The sequence below is a fragment of the Streptomyces sp. NPDC058291 genome, from assembly GCF_042880855.1.
Taxonomy (GTDB): Bacteria; Actinomycetota; Actinomycetes; order Streptomycetales; family Streptomycetaceae; genus Streptomyces.
The window spans coordinates 17,006-34,050 of the sequence record NZ_JBHVYK010000038.1; the positions used below are offsets into that span (position 1 = coordinate 17,006).

Sequence of the window (17,045 nt, forward strand, 5' to 3'; positions counted from 1 at the left end):
CGTGGTGTGGTTCTCGCTGCGCACGACGAACAGGCCCGAGCTGCCGGTGGGCAGGGCGAGGTCGACGGTGGTGTCGTCGGCGGTGGCCTTGGCGGCGTCGGTGAGGGCCTTGGCGGGGATCACGGCGGTGCAGTCGGTCAGGTCGGCGTCCTTCCACGCCAGGGTGCGGACGGCGAACCGGTAGCGGTCGGTGGCGTAGAGGGTGAGGGTGCCGGTCTTGTTGTCGTGGCGCAGGCCGATGCCGGTGAGGACGGGCAGGGCCTCGTCCTTGCCGACCGCGCACGCGACCTGGGCGACGGCTTCGGCGAGAGCGGGCCCGGCAAGGGTGCCGGCGGTGGCGCCCGGGTCGGGCAGGGCCGGGTACTCCTCCAGGGGCAGCGTCGGCAGGGTGAAGCGGGCGGCCCCCGCCCGCAGCAGCATGCGGGCGCCGGTGAGTTCGAGGTGCACGTCGCCGCGGACCGTACCGATGATGTCGGACAGCAGCCGTCCGGAGATCAGGGCGCGGCCGTTCTCGGTGACGGTGGCGGGGCAGCTGGTGTCCGCGCTGACCTCGTAGTCGAAGGCGCTGACGCGCAGCCGGTCGTCCGTGGCGTCCAGGAGGAGGCCGGCCAGCACGGGGATCGGCGGGCGGGCGGGGAGGCTGCGGGCGGCGTAGCCGACGGCGGCAGCGAGGTGGCCCTGTTCGACGGTGAGCTTCACGGGCGGGTCCCTTCGAGGGGTTCGGGGAGGTCCAGAAGGAGCTGTTCGGTGACGGGGGCCGGGACGGTGGGCGGGGCCTGCGGCCGGGTGGGCGGCATGACCGGGATGGCGGCCGCGCCGATGTCGACGGCGAGCTGGCCGGCGTCCGCGAGGGCCCGGGCGCGGGTCTGGGCGCGGGTGACGGCGTGGTGGCCAGCGTCGTAATGCAGGTGGCAGCCCTGGCACATCGCGCGCAGATTCGCGGGGGCCACGTTCTCGGGGATGTGATCGAGGTGGGCGGTGGTGAGGAAGACGATGCTGCCGGTGCCGTAGGCCTCGCCTTCATGGACGTTGGGGCAGCGGCCGGGGTGGGTGCCCCGGCCGCATTCGCCCTCGCACTCGCACCGCCACCCGGCCCGTTCCTTGATGGCCAGGCTGATCTCCGGCCAGTCGGGCGGGTAGCGGAGGACGTTCTCGGGCCGGATCGGCACAGCAGGCCTCCGGCTAGTCGCCGCCGACGCCGTGATGCTGCTCGTAGGAGTCGAGCAGCTCTGCGATGTCGGCGGGGGTGTCGGCGACGCCGACCCAGGCGCCGGTCTCGGTCCACACCGGCACCTCGTCCGTGTCGGCGTCGATGTAGCAGACGTACGGGCCGTAGCGCTCCAGCATCGCCGTGATGGCGTCGCCGGGGTCGGTGTGCTGTGGTGCTGTCTGCAGGAGTTCGAGCGTGGTGACGGCCAGCCACATCGGCTCGTCCGGAGTGCGGGGCACTCGGAAGTAGCCGGTGACGCGGACCTTGTCGCCGGGGACCAGGTCGTGCAGCACGGCGGCCGCTATGCCCGGGTCGGTCGCCGTGCAGGGCAGGACCATCTCGTCCGTGCGCTCGTCCGTCGGGCTGACGAAGATGCGGAACCGTGCCGTTGACCCATGGAGGTCGCCGGGCACGGTCTCTTCGTCCAGGAACCCGTCCAGGGCTATCACCTCAGCCATGGGTCAGCTCGCCTTCGCGGCCGGGGCCTGGTGGGCGGCGTCGAAGGCGTCCAGGATCCGCTTCGCGACGATGCCCTTGTCCGCAACCGTGTAGCCGTTGGCGCGCGCCCACTTCCGGACGGCGGCGAGTTCCTCCGAGGTGCGTCCGCTGCTGAGTCCCGACCGGATCGGGGTGGGCGCGGCCGCTGCCGTCACCGTCTCGGGGTCGGAGGCCGGGGCGGGGGCGGGGGCGGGGAGGGTGCCGGCCTTGACGGCCCGGAGCTCCTCCTGTGCCTTCTCCAGCTCGGCCCTGAGCTGAGTGACGCGCTCTTCGGCCTTGTGCTGCGCGTCGTCGAGGGCGCGCCGGGTGGTCAGTTCGGCGAGGTCGCTGCGGACCCGCACGGCCTTGTTGCGGATGCCCGCCGTCGGGTGGGCTTCAGCCCAGGCGAGCAGCTGCTCCACGGAGTCACCGACCTCGCTGTGCGCGGCCGCGCTGCCGTCGGGCTCGTTCTCCCCGGCCTCGTTGGCGTCGGCGTTGGCCGTGGTGCGGGGCGGGTCGTTGGCCTCCACGAGGGCGGTGATCTCGTCCTCGGTCAGGCCGGTGGCGTCCGTGACGGCGGCGGTGTCCGTGCCGTCGTAGTACATGGACAGCGCCATCGCTTCGGTCGCGTTGAGGGTGCGCTCGGTCATGCCGGTGTCTCCTGCATGGTCGGGGAGGAGGGGGAGCAGGGCGGTGAGGGTGTCGTCGTCGCCGGGCAGGCCGATGGCGTCCAGGAGGAGGACGAGGTCCTCCTTGTCGCTGGCGTGGTGGGCGGTGACCCGGGCCGCGGCGGCTTCCTGCTCGGTGCTGGTGGGGTTGAGGGGCAGGCCCTCGGCTTCGAGGGCCTGCTGCCAGTCGCTGAACATCGCGGCCTCCTACGACGCGGCCTTGAGGCCGGCCATGAGCCGGGTGCGGTTGCGCTGCTGGAGCTCGGGGGTGACCAGCCGGTGAGTCGGCATCGGCCCGTTCACCTGGCGGTCCAGCCGGACGATGCGCGCCTGGTCCACGGTCAGCGGGGTGTGCCGGGCGGCGGCGGTCTGCTCACGGCGGGCCTGGTCCTGGCGGGCGAGGACGTCGATCCAGTCCGGCCCGAGCCGGTCGACCATGCGCTTGCGCAGGGCGGTGCGCTGGCCGGGGGTGGTGGCCGCCCAGATGCCGAACCGCGTGACCGGCTTGTTGACCAGTGCCCACCGCAGGCAGTCCTTGACGATGGGGCAGCGGGAGCATGCCTTGCGGGCCTGCTCCAGTCGCTTCTCCGTCGCCGCCCGGTCGGCGGTGCGGTCGCCGTTGGTGAAGTCGAACAGCGTCGGCTCCAGCTGGCAGCGGGTCGGGGTGGGGCTGTGGGGGAAGGGGAAACGCGGGTCGGGGTCGGCGCCCGAGGTCGGATGGGCGACGCCGGGACGGCTCATGACGTGGCCTCCGGGAACAGCTCGTTCAGGTGGGGGAGTTGGAGGAGGACCTGCTCGAACACGGGCAGCGGAACGCGCCAGGGCCCGAGCGCCCCGCCGCAGGGCACGGGCAGCGGGAGGGCGTGGACGTCGTCCAGGTCCAGGTGGGAGCAGCCGGGCTGTGCCCACGGGCCGCACGGGGCACCGTCGTCCGTGTGGGATCCGGTGATCCGGGCGATACCGAGGACCGCGCTGAAGTGCAGCTCGTGGCCGCGGATCGTGCGGGCCACAAGCGGGTCGCGCAAGGCGGCCCGGTCCATGCCCTTCTCCGCACCGGCATGCAGCAGACGCCAGCCCGGCGCCCAGTCGCGGGGCCGGTTCTCCACGCGCTTGTCGCCGTGGACGATGCACGTCGTCCAGGGCTGCTTGATGGTGATGCCGCGGATGAAGTCCGGGGCGTACAGGGTGGGGGCTTTCATGCGGCCGCTCCGAGGCTCGCGGTGCCCGGCCGTCCGTCGCGCCGGCCGTTGACGGACGGGACGGTGGCATGGGAGCGGTCGGCGAGGACCGCGACTCCGGTGTGCTTGCCGTCGTACATGGCGGCGTCGGCGGCCCGCTGGAGGACGGACAGGTCGGTGGTGCCGGTCCGGTCCGGGGTGGCGGCGCCGATCGAGACGGCGACGTCGACCAGGCGGCCGTCGCCGATGTCGACGGGCTGCGCGAGCGCGATGGCGAGCTGGTCCAGGCGCAGGCGGCGCCGCGCCGGGCCGATCCGCACCGCGAGCGCGAACTCGTCTCCCCCGAGCCGGCCGACCACACCGCGGCTGCCCGCCCAGGCAGTGAGCCGCTGCGCGGTCGCGACCAGCACCCGGTCGCCGGCGGCGTGCCCGAAGCGGTCGTTGATCTGCTTGAAGTAGTCGACGTCGACCAGGACCACCATCGCGGCCTGGGTGAAGCGGGCGGTCAGCGCGCTGGCCCGGGTGGTGTAGCCGTCGCGGCCGTGCAGCCCGGTCAGCGGGTCGCGCCGCGCGGCCGCCAACTTGCGGTGCAGAGTGAGCGCGTGGACGGTCCAGCCGGTCAGCGGCACCGCGAGAGAGGTGATGATCAGGGCGCGTTGTCCGGACGGGGCGTGTACGCGCACGGTGGAGGCCATACTGGTGTCTCCCTCTCGTTTCGTACGGGATGGGTGGCCCGGGGCAGGCGGCTGGTTTGGACGCCTTTGACGCCTGTCCCGGGGCGGATTCAAAACGTGCGGCATGTGCCGAGCAGGCCGTGGGGGTTCACCCACGGAGCGGCCGTCGCCTTGTTCCAGTCGAGGTCCCAGTCGGGCCGCAGCCCCCGGGCACCCCAACCGCTGACGAACTCGTACGGGATCTCCTGCCCGGCCTGGTGCAACAGCAGCGCCTTGTCGTACGCGTCGTGCGCTGCCTTGCGGGCGGTGATGGGGCTGTCGGCCAGGCCGACGAAGACGTGGAGACGCCGCCCCTGGTCGTTGTTCTTGGTCGGGACGTCAACCTCCCAGTACGACTGAGGCATGCCCCTCCCCTCCTTCCGGTCCTGGTCCTGGTCGTGGCGGAACACCGCGACCGCCCCGGCCAGGTGAGGCCGGGGCGGCACGGAGGAACGCCGCGTCCTACGGGACGGTCAGGACCAGGCTGCGTTGAGCGCGGCCCGCCGCTCGGAGAACGTCGGGGCGTCGGCGACCTTCACCCATTCGCCGTCGGTGATGCGCTTCCCGCCGTCGGTGGGCACCTTGCCGTTGATCCCCCAGAACTGGTGCAGGAGCGGGACGCCGCCGCTCCAGCGGTCGTAGTGCCTCCAGACGAAGTACGGGTGCTCCGGGTCGTCGTGGTAGACCTCGCCCTCGGGCACGTACGCCTCGGTCAGGTCGAAGACCACGCCGGTGTCCGGGTGGGTCCACTCGGTGCGGCCGATCTCGTCCTCCTCGATCGGCTGGCCGCTGGCGTCGATGCGCCGGTCCATCCAGGAGACGGTGACCAGGTAGCCCGGGTGGTCCCACGTGTTCGGGTAGGGCTGGCTGACGCTCTCGTAGTCGATGTGGACGTCGCGGTGGGCGATGGGCTGCTGCCCGCGCAGCTCGCTGCGGATGAGCCGGGCGCGGCCGGCCGGGACGGGCTTCACGTACGGGTCGCCCATCCGGCCGCTGCCCTCGCAGTTCGCGAGCCAGCCGCCCACCGACTTGTAGATGCGGCCGTCGCTGTCGGGCGCGTTCTCGGTGACCTCCCAGTCGGCGATCACCAGCGGCGTGTGCCCGGCGCAGACGAGGGTGCCGTGCTCGGTGTCGGCGATGCGGTGATCGTCGGTGTTCCAGTCCTTCATGCGAGTCCCCTTCGGGGTGTGGTGTCGGACGGATCAGGTCGGGTCAGCGGGGGGTGCTCTTGGAGCCGCGCAGCTCGTCCACGCGGGTGGCGGTGTGCGCGGCGTTCTGGGCGAGGCTGACCAGGTGGCGGGCGTCGTCGGCGACGGGCTGAGACCAGACGAGGCCGGCGGCGAACTGGGCGGCGTGCGCGGCGAGCTCCCGCGCCTGCTTGGCGAGCTGCTCCCGTTCCCTCTCCAGCGGGTTGGTGTTCGCGGTCCGCTCGGGGAGGGGCTGTTCGACCAGCCGCTCCAGGATGAGGGCGAGGGCGTCGGCGACGGCGGTCAGGTCGCCGCGGGCGATCCAGTCGTGGATGGTGTCGTAGCCGGTCAGGTCGGGGCTGTACTTCGCGAACCGGCGGCGGTCGAAATCGCTCGAGGCGGCCCCGGCCGGGGACAGCTCGAAGATGATCCGGCCGTTCTTCCAGTCGGGGTAGCAGGTGAGGTCATGGTCGGCGGCCTCGCTGGTGAAGACCGAGGGCCACTCCGGCACGGTGGGCAGCGTCCAGTCGGTGCCGAGGATGTCGGCGAGGACGGCGGTGAGACGGTCGGGGGCCGCCTTGGTGATGGTGGGGGTGGGGGGCAACGGATCCTCCTGGGAGCGGGCTGACCGGGCACCGCGCCGCCCCGACCGGTGTGGGGGCCGGGGCGGCACAGTGGCAGGTCAGGACCGTCCGGCGGCCGCGGCGGGCACCTGCCGCTGGGCTTCAGCCTCCTGGCGGCGGTGGTTGCGCACGACCTTGCCCATGATCTGCTGGGTGGCCTTCTCCGCTTCGTCTTCGGCAGCGTGGAACTGCTTGTAGAGCTTCTTGACGGCGGCCTTGGACAGCACGTGCGTGCCCATCTCGTGGTGGGCCAGAGCGATCTGACGGTCAGGGCCGCCCTTGCGGCACAGCTGATCGACTTCGACCATCGCGTAGACGAGCGTGGGGCCGACCTCCTGACCCTTGCGGCGGCGCAGGCGCTGGGCGTTGAGGAAGATTTTGATGGAGTTCTTGGGGCCGATGACGGTGACGGCGTAGATGTCGCCGGGGCGTTCGGTCAGGCTCAGCACCTTGTTGCGCCACACGTCGTACTTGATGCCAGCGGCGACGGCCACGGACTGGGCGACCAGGCCGGAGAGCTTGTTGGTCTTGGTGACCACGAGTTCGACCGAGCCCAACGGGCGGCGGCCGAAGTGGTCGATCACCAGGCGCTGGGCGATGGGTGCGGCGGCCTCGATGTCGGCGGTGATCTTCTTGGAGACGAAGAGGCCGGAACGCCGGATGGTGAGCTGGTTCTGCTGCTTCTTCTTGTGGAACTGCACGTGGGTGTCCTTCCGGGGCGATCGGGCGGGCTGAGGGGCTACCGCGCCGCCCCGGCCCGCACGGCGCGAGTCGGGGCAGCACGGGCAGTCCGTCAGATCGCGTGCAGGCCGGTGAGGTCGTCGGCCAGGACGTCGCGCTCGTCACGGTCTTCGCTGGCGTCATCCGCCGTGGCCGGTGCGGCCGGGAGGCCGGCGGCGCGGGCGGTGAGGTGGTGGCGGATCTGGTCGATGCCGGTGATGGTGACCGGCTCGTCACCATCGCCGGTCAGCAGCGTGAAGAGGGGCTCGGTGTTGCCGTACTTGTTCTTGTCGCTGCGGTAGTGGAGCCAGACGCCCGGGGCGAGGAAGAAGGACGCCTCGCCGTCCTCGTAGCCGCGCCACCGGTCCTCGTCCCGCAGGAAGTTCTCGCCCTGGTCGATCCGCCACGCGGCCGACGCGGCACGGTTGGCGGCGTCGTCCTCGGTGGCGGCGGTGACCTGGGCGAGGCCCTCGTTCAGGGTTGCTGGGGCGTCGGGCGCGGTGTTGCCGCTGCCCTGGGGCCGGTTGTGGCGGGACTTGGTGACCAGGCGGCGCAGCGGGGTGATGAACAGTTCCGCCATGCCGTTGATGGCGACGGCGGCGACGACCGCGACGGCTCCGGTGGCCGCGAGGCGCCAGTCGCCGGACCAGGTCTCCGGGTAGTAGGTGTAGCCCGCCCAGGCGCCGATGGCGCCGCCGATCAGAACCGTCGTCATGTCCAGTCCCTCGGTCACGGCACTGGCGACGGTGATGGCGGCGCGGTGTACGGCTCGGTTCATGATTGGGGTGCTCCTTCTTCTGTCGGATTGCGCTCTGGTGGGAGGAGGGGTGTTGCTCCGGGGCGGCCGGGTCTGGAGGCCTGCGGCCGCCCCGGGCGTCTCAGCGGCCGTCCGTGTGGGCGGCGGCGGTGGTGCGGATCGTGTCGGCGAGCAGCACGGTCAGCTCGTGGCCGTGGTCGACGACGTCCTCCAGGCGCTCGATGAGCTCGGGGGCCAGGCCGTTGTTGCGGGCCCCGGCGAGCAGTCCCTCGAGGAAGAGGACGTCGGCCAGGACGCGGCCGCGGGCGTCGACGACGCCGGGCTGCACGGCGAGGACGTCGGTGTTCTTCGCGGTGGCCAAGGCCGTGTGGCTGGCGGCCGCGCGGTAGGCGGTCTCGGTCTGCTCGGTGAGCAGTTCGTCGACCTGGGTGGTGGTGCCGTAGGCGCGGCGCCAGCCGAAGCGTTCGGCGGCGATGTCCATCAGGGAGCGGCGGGCGAGGGGCACGGTGACCTCCAGGGGAGGGCCGGTCGCCTGGTCTCTGCTGACCGGGCGGACACCGCACGGCCCCGGCCGCCGGGGAGGCCGGCGGGCGGGGGCGCGCGGAGAGCGCCGGTCAGTCTTCCGGGAGGCAGCGTGCGTAGTAGGAGACGTAGTCGCTGTACTGGCTGCGCTCGATGCGCAGGACATCCGGCTGGTCGATGGCCAGCTGCTGGAGCACGCCCACGATCCAGTCGTTGGTGCGCTGGAGCGTGAGGCGGATCAGGTCCAGGTCGCAGATCCACACCTGGAGGTCTTCCTTGCGGCGGCGGGCGCCGCGCGCCCAGGCGTGCAGCTGCTCGCGCGCGGTGTCGTCGTCCGGGCGGGCGGGGAGGTCGCGGGGCAGCGCGCGGCAGGTCGTGGCGTGCTCGTTGGCTGCCTTGGCGGCGTCCGCGAGGCTGTAGCGCGTGTTGTAGGTGCGCTTCCCGTCCTGTGCGGAGGCGTAGTGGCAGCCGAGGCAGGCGACCGCGTAGTAGGTGCCGGTCTTCCCGTCGTCGGCGGTGTAGACGAGGACGACCGCGTGGGCCTGGTTGTAGTACCGCTGGACGATGTTGACGCCCTCGGGCTTCCAGGTCTCGCCGATCTCCGGCCACGGTGCGGGCTCGGGCACCGGCGGTTCGACGGGGGCGGGGCGGCGGGCGAACAGGGTGAGGGCCACGGGGCTACTCCTTGTCGGTGTCGACTTGGTGGGTGCGCCGGGCGGCGGTGGCCGCCACGGCGATGAGGACCAGGACGAGCGCGTACGGCCAGCTGCTCATCCGGCGACCGCGAGGACGGCGGCGGCCAGGAGCAGGGCGAGCGCGGCGAGGATCGTGTCGACCGCGCGGGTGAGGCGTTCGAACTTGGCGACGGCGATGAGGGACAGCGACTTGACCCGGGTGACGCGGGTGTCCGTGCGCATCGCGGTGATCAGGTCGTCTTCGCTCAACTGCGCCCAGCAGGGGAAGCCTTCGCGGATGACGCGGCCGCGGCCTCCGAGGTTGGGGCGCACGACCAGGAGGAGCAGCACGGCGGCGGCCGCGAGCGCGAGGACGGCGAGTCCGCCGGCGATCTGGGCGGACAGCGGCAGGTCCTGGTCGGCGACGCTGGCAAGTCCGGCGAGGACCGCGCCGTCGAAGGCCAGCAGTAACGAGGCCTTCGAGTCGGTCCGCGTAATCTTCGCTTCGACGTCGTGGCACGCGTCGTCCAGGTTCTTGCTCAGGCCGTGCGCGGCCGGGAGCGCGATGTCGGGGGCGGCGGTCATGGGCGAGTCCCTTCCGGCCGGGCTGTCCGGCTCCCCGTCACCACCCGGCCCGCCGTGGGCGGTACGGGTGGATCAGGCAACCGTCAGGTCAGCGAAGGGCGTTCAGGCCGCGGACAGGGTCTTGGCCGGAGCATCGTCGGCGGGCTCGGGCAGTACCCAGCAGCCGCGGGCGTGCCGGGTGGCCTCCTCCCGGGCGTCCTTCCGGCTCGAGGTGCCGAAGTCGCGGCTGCCGCCGCAGCCGAGGCAGGCCCACGGGTAGACGCGGACCCCCTCGTCCCTGGCTTCCATGACGACGGTGAGCGAGCCCCCGCGAGTGCGGATCCGCATCACCGTGCCGTCCGGGACGGGCACGTCCGGGTCGTCGGAGGCGGCGATCGTGGCGAGGTCGATCCACAGCCGCGCTTCCTCCAGCATGTGCTCGCGCCGCTGGCCCGTCTCGGTGCGGACGGCCTGTAGGAGCATCGCGGCCTCTTCGTGCATCTCGGTGCTGAGCATGTGTTCCCTCCCGTGTCGGCCGGGCTGTCCGGCTCCCCGTCACCACCCGGCCCGCCGTGGGCGGTACGGGTGGATCAGGCAGCCGTCAGGACCGGCGGGCGCACCCGGGCAGGACGATCACGGGGCGCAAGGACAGGCCGCGCAGCGCGAAGAGCGAGCCGATCGTCCAGGCGAGCACGGCCAGCGCGGCGGCGACGGTTCGGCCGGCGGCGGGCGAGGACGCCCACACCATGTACACGGTGGCCGCGCCGTGCGCGGTGTACGTCAGGCGGGCGCCGACGGCGCCGGTGAACCAGGCCAGCACGAGGGAGACTGCGCCGACGCCCAGCCAGATGTTGACCGCGCTGGAGGCCGTCAGCGGAAGGCCGGCGGTGTGCGCGGTCAGGTAGGCGTGGACGGGGTCGGCGACGGTGGCGGTCCACTGGGTGAACCACGCCCAGTCCTGGTGGTGGTACCAGTCGATCGCCTTCGGGATGCCCCACTTGAGGATGAGGATCAGGGTGGCGGTGCCGAGGATCGCGCCGACGGCGAGTGCGCCGGGCGGGATGTCGTCGCGGGTCCGTATGGGCGCCGGCCTCGGAACGGTGGTGGTGTGGGCGGGGCTGCGGCGGGGCGGCTGGCGGTCGCTGTCGGCGATCGTCTCCATCGGCGGGACGGTGGGTTCGGGTTCGCGGGGCTCGGTGGGGTCAGTCACCGGGTCTTCTCCTTCGCGGTGGTCGACTGCGACACGGGCGGGGTTGTGCGGGGGCCGAATGGCCGGGCTGTCCGGCTCCCCCTCACCACCCGGGCCGCCGTGGGGCGGGCCGGGTGGATCAGGCAGCCGTCAGCCACTGCGTGGCAGCGGAGACGTAGTCGGCTGGGTCGGCGGGGGTGCCGTCGTGGCACTCCAGGCACATGCCGAGCGTTTTGAGCGGGAGGCACCGGAAGTACCTTCGGCGGCACTTCGGGCAGGTCTGGCGTCGGGCCATGGCCTTGTCGAGCGCGGCTTCCTGAGCGAGCGTCGGCACGCGTTTGGGCTTGGCGAGCTCGAGGCTGTACAGCCACGCCATGCGCTTGCCGGTGCGCCAGACCATCTGGGCGACGGGCTCGTGGCCGCCAGGGCACAGGCCCATCGCGCGTAACTGGCGGCGGGTCGCTAACCCGGTCGCGGGGACGGGGCCCTCGCCCCGGGCGGCTTTGCGGATCTCTGCCGCGCCGGGCACCTTGAGGTAGCCGTAGGTGGGGAAGACGTCGCCGTCGCCGTACAGGTCGATGTCCCGGACGACCGGCTCATCGGCCGGGGACTTGAGGTCAGTGGCGACGGCCACGGTTGTGTCCGCGGCCGGTGTGGACCTGGACACGGGAGCGGCCCTTCGCGCTGACGTTGATGGTGTCGCCGCGTCCGGTGCCCGTGGTGGTGAACACCTTCAGCAGGATCCAGCCGCCCAGGCCTGCAAGGCCGATGAGCCCGAGGGTGACGAGCGCGTTGACCAGCTCCACGATCGCGTGGATCAGGAAGAAGACGCCGACCCCGCCGATGCCGACGATGAAAGCCACCAGGGCGGCCTTGATCAGGAGCGGGGAGACGAGCGGCTGCGGGGCCGGGGCGGGCGGCGGCGTGTAGTAGGCCGTCTGCTGGCCGTACGGGCCGGGGACGACGACCACGCCGTCCAGGCCGGCGGTCGGCGGGTAGACGACCGTGCCCTGGGGAAGCGGGACGACGTGCTGGCCGTACGCGGGGGCGGGTGCCTGCCCGTACTGGGGCGGCAGTGGAGTCGGCAGGTACGTGGTCTGGGGCTGCTCGCCGTAGGACGGCATGATGGTGTCCTCCTCAGATGGGGAGCTCGGGCGGGTCATTTGGCGTGAGATCGCCCGGGGAGGCTCCGGCCTCTTCAGGGGCTCCGGGGTGGCTTCAACACCTCGGAGCCCTTGGAGCTGTCGGAACATCTGCGGACAGCAGGAGGCCCGTACCGGCGTTGTCGGCGCGGGCCTCCTGCTGTGCAGCCGATCGAGCTGAGCTGGCTTCAACAGCTCAGCTTCGGATCAGTCGGTCAGCGTGTGCCAGCGCGAGGCCATGACCTGGCCCCGCAGCAGGATCGTCGGCGGGTGGGTGGGGCCGTCCGCGAGCGGCAGCTCGATCGGCTCGTCCCGCTGCTCGGTGAAGTCGAACGTGAAGTCCACGGTGTCTTCCTCCGGTTCGTGGTTCATGCCGGGGCGTTACGCGGTCTCGTCCAGGACGAGCTCGCCGTTGGCGATTTCCTCGTTGAGGAGATCGGCGAGCGCCTGGACCGTCTCCGTCTTGCCGGTGAGGCCGGCGGCCTTGAGCGAGCGGCGCGAGACCTTGCTGGATCCGGCGCGGATGATGCCGCGCGCGAGGTCCCGGGCTTCGGCGAGCTTGACGTCGTCGATGTCGGGCCGCGCGGGGGCCGCGCTGTACTCGCGGGCGCGGGAGTTGGCCCCCTGGGAGAGGTCCATCTCCGGGTAGCGGCCCTCAGCAACGGGGCCGGTGGCCCCCGGGTGCTGGGGGCGGGGGCCGTTGGCGGGGGCCGCGTCGGCCGGGGTGGTCCCCTCGGTGCCGGTGTGGTCCCCGTCGGTGGTCCCCGCCGGAGCGGTGTGGTCCCCGTCGGTGTGGCTGTCGTTGGGGACCTTCACGGTGATGGTCCCCGCCGTGTGGGTGTGTGCGGCGGCGGTCCCGGATGTGCGGGGGCCGGTCTCTTCGCTGGTGGCGGTACCGGACGGCGGGTTGGTCCCTGCCGGGGCGGGGACCGGGTGAGCCGGTGCGGGGGCCAGAGCGGGGACCGTGGCCCCCGGACTGGGGGCCACGGCGGGGGCCGTCGTGTCCGTGGCGGGGGCCGGGAAGGCGGGGTGGTCCCCGCCGACGGCGGGGTTGGTCCCCGCTGTGGTCCCCGTCAGCTCCAGGGCGAGGTCCAGCATGCCGCCGCGAAGGGGCCACAGCTTCTCTGCGGGGGCCTTGCTGCGCCAGCGGCGCCCGTAGCGGGACCGGAGGTCCCCGATCACCTTGCGGCGGTGCCGCTCCAGGATCAGGCCGATCCGGTAGGAACGGACCTCCCACAGGACCATCCGGCGCCAGATGCCGAACGTGCCGACGGGGTCCAGGAACCAGCGGCTGAGGCGGATGCCGTCCATGCGGCGCTCGGAGGTCATCCCGGTGCGGCGCCGTACGGCGTGCCGGACGCCCTCCATGAACGCGACGAACAGCACCGGCATGGCGGCGTGCATGCCCTGGCCGGTGACGCGTTCGTGCCAGGGCAAATCGGTATCAACTGCCGCCATGTTGAACCAGATTGTTGCAGCCGTGAACGCCCAGGCGAGCCACCGGAGGGGGGCGAGGGGCATGTCGAGCTGTTCCAGGACCAGGTCGACGACCAGGAGGGCGAGAATGCCCAGGTCAACGCCGATGGGGACGATCCAGGAGTGGGATCCGAAGCCGTAGGTGCGGGCGACGTCTTCGACGGCGGCGAAGGAGCCGTATCCACCGAGTCCGGCGAGGCCTGCGAAGAAGATTCCGGCGATGCCGATGGCCCACTTCTGGGCCTTGGTGAAGGGCGGCGGCGCCTCGGGACGGTCTGCCATTCGATTACCTTCCGTAAGGTGCGCACGGCGTTGGCGCGCACCGTGCGCGCGGGACAAACCGGTACGCATCGGGTGGTGCGCGGCCAGGGTGCGGGGTCCCTACCTGGGGCGGGGACGGGTGCGCACGGTGCGCGACGCCGCGCACCGTGCGCACCCGGATTTGACTACTCTCCGTTGTCGCTAGAGAGGGGGGAGCGGAGGATGTCGTAGTGGCCGAAGCCCTCCTCGGACTCGTCCTCGGAGATCACCTTGCGCTCGATGAGGCGGTCGCGCTCGCGGTAGAACCAGCGCTTGGTGTCGGCCAGGCCGACCCGCAGGAGGATGTCGGTGACCTCGCGAGGAGCAAACGAGAGTTTGCCTTCGCGCACCCACGTGTCGAGCCGCTTGTAGAGCTCCTGGCGGCCCTGCTCGCTGGTGAGCTTGTCGGTGTCGTCGTCGCCGCCCAGCGAGAGGACGGGGGCGTCGTCGGCCGGGGCCTCGATCTCGTCCTCGATGCGCAGGTGGTCGTACTCGCCGGGCTCGGGGTCCTCGTCCAGCACGTTCTGCAGCATCTCGTTGAGCTCCTCGACCTCGCGCGCGATGGTGTCCTCGTCCACGTCGTCCATCTCCTCCTCGGGCGGTCCGGAGTAGGCCGGCGCCGCCGCGGCCGGGGAGGCCGCGGGGGCGGTGGGGGCCGGAGCCGGAGTCGCCTGCTGCTGGGGGTTGTTCTCCTCTCCCTCCTCCTTGGGCAGCAGGGGGGCGTCGTACGTGGTGCGGTTGTTGTACAGATCGCCGAACGCCTCAGCGGTGATCGCGTCCAGCGGGGTGCGGATCGCCGCGCCCGCGGTGACGGCGTCGGCCTGGTCGCGCTTGCTGGCCAGCTCGGTGCGGGCGGTGACGTGCCACCGGTCCTCCGGGATGCCCAGGCCCGCCGCGTAGTGATAGCCCGGCTTGCGGTTGCCCCACTGCGGCCAGGCGCCGGCCTCGACTGCCTCGTCCGGCAGGCAGTACTGGGAGTCGGCGCCGTCCCGCAGGCCGAAGCACAGCCCGGCGGGCGAGTTGGCGCGGGAGTCGGTGTCCATGTTGTTGTGCGTCGCACGCTGGATGGACGTCAGGATCCAGATGCCGGCGGCGCGCGCCGTGCGCAGGATCTTCTGGTAGTGCTCGTTGTCGGCGGCGAAGTCCGCGGCTTCCTCACCGATGATGACGAGGAAGTTGAGGCCGCAGCCGGGCTCCCACTTCGACAGGCCCTTGGCGGCGAGGAAGTCGGTGCGCTTCTCGATCGCGTTGGGCAGGATCTTGAAGAAGCGCCGGGCGGCGTCCTTCTTGTCGATCGGCCACTCGATGCCGTGCCGGATGTGCCCGAAGTCCTGCTGGAACTTCGAGCAGTCGATCACGATCGAGGTGGCCTCGGTGCGGGTGGCGACCTCAACGAGGATGAGCTGGTTGCCCTGCGTCTTACCGGCACCGTTCACGCCCATCGCGATGCAGTGCTCAACGTTGCCGTTGGACAGCGGGCCCGGGTCGCGCAGCTGGCCGGTGAGGTTGAGCAGGACGTCCTCGCCGTCCTCGTAGCGGCCGGTGCGGATCGGGACATCGCCGATGGACGCGCCGAACGCGGACGGTCCGCGCCAGGGGAAGCCCTCCTTGAGGAGGTCGGCGACCTGCACGCGCAGGGTGACCTGAGAGGAGTCGTCATCGTCCACGGTGTGGGTGATGCGTCCCTTGCCCAGTTTCAGGGCCGAAGCCATCGCGGGGATCCTGCGCGCGAGGTCGTCGGCGGTCGCGCCGTCCTTGGCCTCCACCGTGGCGATCACGGTGCCCTTGCCGTTGGAGTTGGCCTCCTTCAGCTCGTGCTTGGCCAGGCCCGATCTCGCTCTCGAGCTTCTCCCACCGGCTGGCGCTCTTCTCCGAGCCCGCCTTGTAGAACTTGCTCCAGAGGTTGTTCGCGGCCGCCATGCCGACGCCCCCGAGGAACCAGGCCGCGGCCGTCGCCGGGGTGTCGACGCCGACGACCGTGCCCAGGGTGGCGGCGGCGGTGACGACACCGGTGTTGACCTGGTGCCAGATCCGCTGGTCCTTGGGGCGCTTGGCCTTGGCGTCGATGTGGGACATCAGGCGGCACACGGCCGCGCCGGTGCCGGCCAGCCCCAGCGAGGCGAGCGCCAGGGCGGTGGGGTTGCCGGTGAGCGCGACGTGCGCGAGCTCCACGGGGAGCGGACCGAGGACGGTGACCGCCCAGGGCCCGCCGTAGGTGAGCCGGGCACCGCGGCTCTCCTGGATCTCTTCGTCGCTTCGGGGGTCGAACTTCTTCGAACGAGATGCGCGGCGTGCCATTTAGGCGGCCCTTCCTGCTTCGCCGGGCTTCCCGGCGGTGTCAGACGGCTTGTCACCGATGGAGAACCCGGGCTTCTTCGAGCCCTTGCCCTTGCGGGCCTCGGCCTCGGCTTCCTGCTCGGGCCTGATGAAGTGTTTGACGAAGCTCGCGTACATTTTCACGCCCGCCAGTCCGAGCACTTTCGCCGCCGACGCACCCGCCTTGAGGTGGGCGCCGACCAGCTTCGCGCGGATCTTGGACTGGAGGCCGAACGTGTACCACTTGCCCTTGTACTGGCTGAGGATCGCGGTGATCATGTCGGCGTCGAACGCCACGCGCGTGTACAGCTCGAAGCCGATCGCGCGCAGGAGCTTCGCGTAGTTGTAGAGGTCGCGGTCGGTCTTGAACTCGATCTTCTCGAGCTGCTGGATCATCTTGTGGAGGTCCGAGCCGACCTTGACCTCGGAGCTACCGGTGTCGTCGCTCATGTGGGTGGGAGTCCTTCCGGAGAGGGATCAGGGGGTTGTGCGGGCGGGGGCTCTGTCACCTCCCCGCGGTTCCGGACCGGGGCCCGGAGCCACGGGCAGACGGCAGGTTCACCGGCTGCTGCTGGCCGTGCTGTCGTCGCCGGCGTTCTGCACCGCCGTGGCGATGCCGGATCCGATGCCGTCGATCGCGTTGGCGATCGGCGAGGTCGCCAGGGCGTAGCCGCAGATCAGCGCTGCGATCACGGCGCCCATGGCCAGGTCGGCCTTCCAGAACAGCCAGACCGCGCCGCCCGCGAGCAGCGCAACGGGGATAGTGATCATCAAGTACCTCCTGGGACAGGGGAGTTGGGGATGTGCTCCTCAGCCATCGCGGGGAGGGCCGAACGAGCGGGGAAGGGAACTTCCGTCGCTCTCCACCGCCACCGGGCCGCAGGGCGGGCCGGTGGCGACTGGGCAACGCCGGGGGTTCAGGCCGCGATAGCGAGCGGCCGGTGCGGGGCGATGACGCTGCCGTCCGGCAGCAGCTCGCCAGTGTCGTCGAAGACCAGGACGCCGTTACATAGCAGCGACCAGCCCTGCTCGGGGTGGTGGGAGACGATGTGCGCGGCCTCGCGGTCCGGGCTGTTCGCCGGCGGACACGGGGTCTGGTGGCGGCAGTTCACGGCGATCACTTCCCGCCTCGGGCGCGGCGCAGGGCCTCGTCCATGTCCGGGTCGGAGTCGGTGTTGCCGATCGGGCGTGCGATGCTGATGAGCATCAGGGCCTCCAGCAAGGTCCTGGACAACCCCCGTGGGGCCTCATCCCTTGGGGGTTGTCGTCGTTTCGGGCGGGCGGGATGCCCTGCTCCGAGCGGCGCATGGCCGCAGTGCCCCGGACCGG

Annotated in this window: 25 protein-coding genes; all 25 read right to left on the reverse strand. The window is 71.8% G+C overall.

Translation table 11 applies throughout. The features are described from left to right. Positions 1-699: DNA polymerase III subunit beta (gene dnaN / locus ACFVYK_RS20205; RefSeq protein WP_389775697.1), on the reverse strand; the 699-nt coding region annotated here is incomplete at its 3' end. Next, complete coding sequence (locus tag ACFVYK_RS20210; protein WP_389775699.1) at positions 696-1,169, reverse strand: hypothetical protein; 474 nt, start codon at positions 1,167-1,169, stop codon at positions 696-698. The genes dnaN and ACFVYK_RS20210, both read right to left, overlap by 4 nt. A gap of 13 nt (positions 1,170-1,182) precedes the next feature. After that, complete coding sequence (locus ACFVYK_RS20215; RefSeq protein ID WP_389775701.1) at positions 1,183-1,668, reverse strand: hypothetical protein; 486 nt, start codon at positions 1,666-1,668, stop codon at positions 1,183-1,185. Positions 1,669-1,671: 3 nt separating this feature from the next. Next, entirely contained in the window at positions 1,672-2,553 is an 882-nt protein-coding gene (locus ACFVYK_RS20220) for a histone-like nucleoid-structuring protein Lsr2 (RefSeq protein WP_389775703.1), read from the reverse strand. 9 nt (positions 2,554-2,562) lie between these two features. Then, a complete protein-coding gene (locus ACFVYK_RS20225) occupies positions 2,563-3,096 on the reverse strand; it encodes a WhiB family transcriptional regulator (protein ID WP_389775705.1) in 534 nt (177 codons plus the stop codon). After that, positions 3,093-3,554, reverse strand: coding sequence for a hypothetical protein (locus ACFVYK_RS20230; protein ID WP_389775707.1), 462 nt, complete (start codon positions 3,552-3,554; stop codon positions 3,093-3,095). Before ACFVYK_RS20230 ends, ACFVYK_RS20225 begins: the two co-directional genes overlap by 4 nt. Continuing rightward, positions 3,551-4,228, reverse strand: a complete 678-nt coding sequence (locus ACFVYK_RS20235) for a GGDEF domain-containing protein (RefSeq protein WP_389775709.1) — start codon at positions 4,226-4,228, stop codon at positions 3,551-3,553. The genes ACFVYK_RS20230 and ACFVYK_RS20235 overlap by 4 nt, the downstream gene beginning before the upstream one ends. A gap of 89 nt (positions 4,229-4,317) precedes the next feature. Beyond that, entirely contained in the window at positions 4,318-4,611 is a 294-nt protein-coding gene (locus tag ACFVYK_RS20240) for a hypothetical protein (RefSeq protein WP_389775712.1), read from the reverse strand. Positions 4,612-4,719: 108 nt separating this feature from the next. Then, entirely contained in the window at positions 4,720-5,415 is a 696-nt protein-coding gene (locus tag ACFVYK_RS20245; protein ID WP_389775716.1) for a hypothetical protein, read from the reverse strand. A 43-nt stretch (positions 5,416-5,458) separates the two neighbouring features. Beyond that, on the reverse strand, positions 5,459-6,037 hold the full coding sequence (locus tag ACFVYK_RS20250) for a hypothetical protein (protein WP_389775719.1): 579 nt from the start codon (positions 6,035-6,037) through the stop codon (positions 5,459-5,461). Between the two features lie 78 nt (positions 6,038-6,115). Then, entirely contained in the window at positions 6,116-6,757 is a 642-nt protein-coding gene (locus ACFVYK_RS20255) for a hypothetical protein (protein ID WP_389775722.1), read from the reverse strand. A gap of 92 nt (positions 6,758-6,849) precedes the next feature. Then, the gene (locus ACFVYK_RS20260; RefSeq protein ID WP_389775725.1) at positions 6,850-7,554 is read right to left on the reverse strand and encodes a hypothetical protein; all 705 of its coding nucleotides are present in this window, start codon (positions 7,552-7,554) and stop codon (positions 6,850-6,852) included. Positions 7,555-7,654: 100 nt separating this feature from the next. Continuing rightward, complete coding sequence (locus ACFVYK_RS20265) at positions 7,655-8,038, reverse strand: hypothetical protein (RefSeq protein WP_389775727.1); 384 nt, start codon at positions 8,036-8,038, stop codon at positions 7,655-7,657. A 109-nt stretch (positions 8,039-8,147) separates the two neighbouring features. Further along, positions 8,148-8,729 (reverse strand): hypothetical protein, encoded by a 582-nt coding sequence (locus ACFVYK_RS20270; RefSeq protein ID WP_389775729.1) that lies wholly within the window; start codon positions 8,727-8,729, stop codon positions 8,148-8,150. Between the two features lie 96 nt (positions 8,730-8,825). Beyond that, positions 8,826-9,314: a Pycsar system effector family protein gene (locus ACFVYK_RS20275; protein ID WP_389775732.1), complete on the reverse strand. Its 489-nt coding sequence runs from the start codon at positions 9,312-9,314 to the stop codon at positions 8,826-8,828. Between the two features lie 102 nt (positions 9,315-9,416). Continuing rightward, positions 9,417-9,809, reverse strand: coding sequence for a hypothetical protein (locus tag ACFVYK_RS20280; protein ID WP_389775735.1), 393 nt, complete (start codon positions 9,807-9,809; stop codon positions 9,417-9,419). Between the two features lie 85 nt (positions 9,810-9,894). Next, positions 9,895-10,503 (reverse strand): hypothetical protein, encoded by a 609-nt coding sequence (locus ACFVYK_RS20285; protein WP_389775738.1) that lies wholly within the window; start codon positions 10,501-10,503, stop codon positions 9,895-9,897. Positions 10,504-10,621: 118 nt separating this feature from the next. After that, the gene (locus ACFVYK_RS20290) at positions 10,622-11,116 is read right to left on the reverse strand and encodes an RRQRL motif-containing zinc-binding protein (protein ID WP_389775741.1); all 495 of its coding nucleotides are present in this window, start codon (positions 11,114-11,116) and stop codon (positions 10,622-10,624) included. Continuing rightward, positions 11,100-11,606 (reverse strand): hypothetical protein, encoded by a 507-nt coding sequence (locus ACFVYK_RS20295; protein ID WP_389775743.1) that lies wholly within the window; start codon positions 11,604-11,606, stop codon positions 11,100-11,102. Before ACFVYK_RS20295 ends, ACFVYK_RS20290 begins: the two co-directional genes overlap by 17 nt. A 225-nt stretch (positions 11,607-11,831) precedes the next feature. Continuing rightward, complete coding sequence (locus ACFVYK_RS20300) at positions 11,832-11,996, reverse strand: hypothetical protein (RefSeq protein WP_158973288.1); 165 nt, start codon at positions 11,994-11,996, stop codon at positions 11,832-11,834. A gap of 9 nt (positions 11,997-12,005) precedes the next feature. Next, a complete protein-coding gene (locus ACFVYK_RS20305) occupies positions 12,006-13,382 on the reverse strand; it encodes a DUF2637 domain-containing protein (protein WP_389775746.1) in 1,377 nt (458 codons plus the stop codon). 164 nt (positions 13,383-13,546) lie between these two features. Next, positions 13,547-15,178 (reverse strand): hypothetical protein, encoded by a 1,632-nt coding sequence (locus ACFVYK_RS20310; protein WP_389775749.1) that lies wholly within the window; start codon positions 15,176-15,178, stop codon positions 13,547-13,549. 520 nt (positions 15,179-15,698) lie between these two features. Then, a complete protein-coding gene (locus ACFVYK_RS20315) occupies positions 15,699-16,166 on the reverse strand; it encodes a hypothetical protein (RefSeq protein WP_037680701.1) in 468 nt (155 codons plus the stop codon). A 108-nt stretch (positions 16,167-16,274) separates the two neighbouring features. Next, positions 16,275-16,487 (reverse strand): hypothetical protein, encoded by a 213-nt coding sequence (locus ACFVYK_RS20320; protein ID WP_075694097.1) that lies wholly within the window; start codon positions 16,485-16,487, stop codon positions 16,275-16,277. A 146-nt stretch (positions 16,488-16,633) separates the two neighbouring features. Continuing rightward, positions 16,634-16,828: a DUF5999 family protein gene (locus ACFVYK_RS20325; RefSeq protein ID WP_075694129.1), complete on the reverse strand. Its 195-nt coding sequence runs from the start codon at positions 16,826-16,828 to the stop codon at positions 16,634-16,636. Positions 16,829-17,045 lie beyond the last annotated feature (217 nt).

Excerpts from the sequence above, each read along its gene's own strand:
- ACFVYK_RS20215 (WP_389775701.1), bottom strand. The coding sequence starts at position 1,668 with ATGGCTGAGGTGATAGCCCTGGACGGGTTCCTGGACGAAGAGACCGTG.
- ACFVYK_RS20220 (WP_389775703.1), bottom strand. The coding sequence starts at position 2,553 with ATGTTCAGCGACTGGCAGCAGGCCCTCGAAGCCGAGGGCCTGCCCCTC.
- ACFVYK_RS20225 (WP_389775705.1), bottom strand. The coding sequence starts at position 3,096 with ATGAGCCGTCCCGGCGTCGCCCATCCGACCTCGGGCGCCGACCCCGAC.
- ACFVYK_RS20230 (WP_389775707.1), bottom strand. The coding sequence starts at position 3,554 with ATGAAAGCCCCCACCCTGTACGCCCCGGACTTCATCCGCGGCATCACC.
- ACFVYK_RS20235 (WP_389775709.1), bottom strand. The coding sequence starts at position 4,228 with ATGGCCTCCACCGTGCGCGTACACGCCCCGTCCGGACAACGCGCCCTG.
- ACFVYK_RS20240 (WP_389775712.1), bottom strand. The coding sequence starts at position 4,611 with ATGCCTCAGTCGTACTGGGAGGTTGACGTCCCGACCAAGAACAACGAC.
- ACFVYK_RS20245 (WP_389775716.1), bottom strand. The coding sequence starts at position 5,415 with ATGAAGGACTGGAACACCGACGATCACCGCATCGCCGACACCGAGCAC.
- ACFVYK_RS20260 (WP_389775725.1), bottom strand. The coding sequence starts at position 7,554 with ATGAACCGAGCCGTACACCGCGCCGCCATCACCGTCGCCAGTGCCGTG.
- ACFVYK_RS20275 (WP_389775732.1), bottom strand. The coding sequence starts at position 9,314 with ATGACCGCCGCCCCCGACATCGCGCTCCCGGCCGCGCACGGCCTGAGC.
- ACFVYK_RS20280 (WP_389775735.1), bottom strand. The coding sequence starts at position 9,809 with ATGCTCAGCACCGAGATGCACGAAGAGGCCGCGATGCTCCTACAGGCC.
- ACFVYK_RS20295 (WP_389775743.1), bottom strand. The coding sequence starts at position 11,606 with ATGCCGTCCTACGGCGAGCAGCCCCAGACCACGTACCTGCCGACTCCA.
- ACFVYK_RS20300 (WP_158973288.1), bottom strand. The coding sequence starts at position 11,996 with ATGAACCACGAACCGGAGGAAGACACCGTGGACTTCACGTTCGACTTC.
- ACFVYK_RS20305 (WP_389775746.1), bottom strand. The coding sequence starts at position 13,382 with ATGGCAGACCGTCCCGAGGCGCCGCCGCCCTTCACCAAGGCCCAGAAG.
- ACFVYK_RS20315 (WP_037680701.1), bottom strand. The coding sequence starts at position 16,166 with ATGAGCGACGACACCGGTAGCTCCGAGGTCAAGGTCGGCTCGGACCTC.
- ACFVYK_RS20320 (WP_075694097.1), bottom strand. The coding sequence starts at position 16,487 with ATGATCACTATCCCCGTTGCGCTGCTCGCGGGCGGCGCGGTCTGGCTG.